The organism is Lentzea indica (assembly GCF_012184385.1).
Lineage (GTDB): Bacteria > Actinomycetota > Actinomycetes > Mycobacteriales > Pseudonocardiaceae > Lentzea > Lentzea indica.
This window is the reverse complement of sequence record NZ_VSRL01000472.1, coordinates 1-2,934: the sequence shown is the minus strand read 5'-3', so window position 1 is coordinate 2,934 and position 2,934 is coordinate 1. Positions and strand designations below refer to the sequence as shown.

3 protein-coding genes are annotated in these 2,934 nt (G+C 69.2%); all 3 read right to left on the bottom strand.

Annotated elements, in window-relative coordinates; genetic code table 11:
- Window positions 1-1,135 (bottom strand): sensor histidine kinase (locus FXN61_RS48540; RefSeq protein WP_167980509.1); only part of this gene is annotated, 1,135 nt, incomplete at its 3' end.
- Window positions 1,132-1,815, bottom strand: coding sequence for a response regulator transcription factor (locus FXN61_RS48535; protein ID WP_167980508.1), 684 nt, complete (start codon window positions 1,813-1,815; stop codon window positions 1,132-1,134). The genes FXN61_RS48540 and FXN61_RS48535, both read right to left, overlap by 4 nt.
- A gap of 122 nt (window positions 1,816-1,937) precedes the next feature.
- Window positions 1,938-2,737, bottom strand: a protein-coding gene (locus FXN61_RS48530) for an IS5 family transposase (protein ID WP_376770827.1) whose coding sequence is annotated in 2 segments (ribosomal slippage) — window positions 1,938-2,404 and window positions 2,404-2,737 — 801 coding nt in all. Because the reading frame shifts where the segments join, the coding sequence is not laid out codon by codon here.
- Between the last annotated feature and the right edge of the window lie 197 nt (window positions 2,738-2,934).

Below are 2,934 nucleotides of genomic sequence, written 5' to 3'. Positions count from 1 at the left end.
CCGCAGGGGACCACTTGCCGGCGTTGTCGATGAGGTTGAGCACCGCCCGTTGGAGCGCAGCGGGACGCCCACTCACCCACACGGAGGTCACGTCGAGCGCGACCTCGACGTCGGGCATGCGGGAACACGCCTGCGCCGAGGCGGCCACCACCACGTCGGCGAGGTCGAGCAGTTCGGTGTTCTCGTCGGTGACGTCACCGCGCGCCAGGTCGGTCATCTCGGCGGCAAGGGTGCTCAACTCGGCCACCTGGGCGCCGAGGTCGTTGAGCAGCCGGGTCCGGCTCTCCGAGGGCAGTGCGCTGTCCAGGGTGCCGCGCCGATCGAGCCGGATCAACAGTTCGATGTTGAGGCGCAGGCTGGTGAGCGGGGTCTTGAGCTCGTGGGCGGCGTCCTCGGCGAGCAGCCGCTGGGCCTGCCGGGAGTCCCGGAGCGCGGCGAGCATGTCGTTGATCGACTGGATCAGCTGCCGGATCTCCCCGCCGCCCTCATCCGGGATGTCGGCGTCGAGATCCCGGGTGTGCGCGACACGGACCGCGGCGGCGGTCAGCTGGTCGATCGGTGCCAGCCCGGTCCGCGCCACGGCCCGCCCGACAAGGGCGCCGCAGACCACGCAGAGCAGCCCGATCAGCAGCATGCCCAACCCGAACCGGTTGATCGGGCTGTCGTCGGCTATGCGGGCCACCTGGACCGCGCCGTCGCCTGCCCGCAGCGTGTAGACGAAGTAGCCGTCGTCGTCGCTGTCGCCCGACTCCATCAGGTCGGCCGACGCGCCCTGCGCCACGCGCCCGGCGTGCTCGCTGACCGGGGGCAGCGCGGGTTGGCCGACCGGCGTCCGGATCGAGCCGTCGGACAGGATGACCCGCACCAGCCGACCGGATCCGGGATATGGCGGTAGCTGGACCTGCGCCAGACCGGCGCGCTCCGCGTTCGCCGCCAGGACGCGGGAGTCGGCGCGCAGCTGATCCTCTGTGGTAGCTCGCAGCTCCCAGTCCAACAGCTCGCTGGCCACCTGGAAGGCCATGAACACGCTGGCCGCGATGGCCGTCGCCGCGATCACCGTCAGCCTGGTCCGCAGGGACCGCCGACGCCACCAGCGGGTCAGCCGGCGCGAGCCCCGGCCGGCGGGCCTGCTCACGGAGGAGTCTCCCGCAACGTGTACCCCAAGCCGCGCCGCGTGTAGATCAGTCGCGGCTCACCCCCGGCCTCCATCTTGCGGCGCAGGTAGCTCACGTACACCTGGAGGTTGTTGGAGGTGACGCTCATGTCGAAGCCCCAGATCGCCCCGAACAGCTCGCCTCGGGTCAACACCCTGGTCGCGTTGCGCACGAGGACCTCCAGCAGGAAGAACTCGGTCCGGGTCAGGCGGAGCGGCCGCCCGCCCCGCCACGCTTCGAACCTGTCGGGATCGACCCGGACGTCGGCGAACGTCAGGATCTGCGACTCGTCGCCGCCCGGCGCGCGGCGGCGCAGCAGGGCCCGGACCCTGGCCAGCAACTCCTCGGTGGCGAACGGCTTGGGCAGGTAGTCGTCGGCGCCCGCGTCGAGCCCCGCGACCCGGTCGGAGACCTGATCCCGGGCGGTCAGCATCAGCACCGGCAGATCCCGGCCGGCTGCCCGCAACCGCCGACAGGTCTCCACCCCGCCGAGGCGGGGCATCATCACGTCGAGGATCAGCAGATCCGGCTCGTCGCCGTCGACTCCGTCGAGCACGGCGAGACCGTTGGCGACGGTGCTGGTGTCGTAACCCTCGACCTGGAGCACACGCTCCAGCGACTCACGGATGGCCGCCTCGTCATCCGCGATCATGATCCGCACGCCGGCCCGCCCCTCCAGTCGATGCTTTTGCCGCTCATCGTCCCCGATCAACCTGAGGCCAGGATTAGAGCGTCGCCGCTGTGGTGCCCGCGGGTCGTGCTCTTACGGATGCCTAAGAACTCCTAACTCAATGAGAGGTTGCGGAGTCGGCGCCAGCAGATGATGCCGCAGGCCAGGCTGAGGAAGGCCTCGTGGATGTCGTCGCGGATCTCCCAGCGGATCCGCAGGCGGCGGAACCAGTGCAGCAGCGCGAAGGTCTGCTCGACCACCCAGCGATAGACGCCCAGCCCGGAGCCGTGTTCGCTGCCACGGCGGGCGATCACGGGTGTGATGCCCTTGTCGCGCACCAGCGCGCGGTACTTGTCGTGGTCGTAGCCGCGGTCTGCATACAACGCGTCGGGCCGGAACCGGGGCCGGCCGCGTTTGCCGCGCACCGGCGGGATCTGGTCGATCAGCGGCATCAGCTGGGTGACGTCGTTGCGGTTGCCGCCGGTGAGTGACACGGCCAGCGGGATGCCGTGCTCTTCGGTGATCAGGTGGTGTTTCGAGCCCGTTCTGGCGCGGTCGACCGGGCTCGCACCGGTTTTGGGCCACCCTTGAGCGCGCGCACGTGCGAGCCGTCGATCACCGCCCGCGACCAGTCCAGCGCGTCCGCGGCGTTGAGCTCGGCGAGCAGGTTCTCGTGCAGCCGCTGCCACACCCCGGCCTGGTGCCAATCCCGCAACCGCCGCCAGGCGGTCATGCCAGAGCCGAAGCCGAGTTCCTGGGGCAGGAACTCCCACGGGATCCCGGTGTAGAGCACGAACAGGATGCCGCACAACACCTTGCGATCATCCAGCCGCTTGCGCCCCGGATGATCCGCACGAAGCGGGACCACCGGGAGCAGCGGCTCAATCCGCGTCCACAACTCGTCGGACACGATCCAGGGAAGCTGCTCACTCTTCCTCACACCGTGATCAACACACCGATGATCAACCTTATTCCAAGATCATTCTGTTAGGAGTTCTTAGGACTTACTCGTCTAGACGAGTAAGTCCTAACTGATCAGTGGTCGTAGGCGATCAGGGATCGGGTGACGGGCTGGCCGGTGGCGCGGTTGTGCCAGATCGCGGCGGTCAT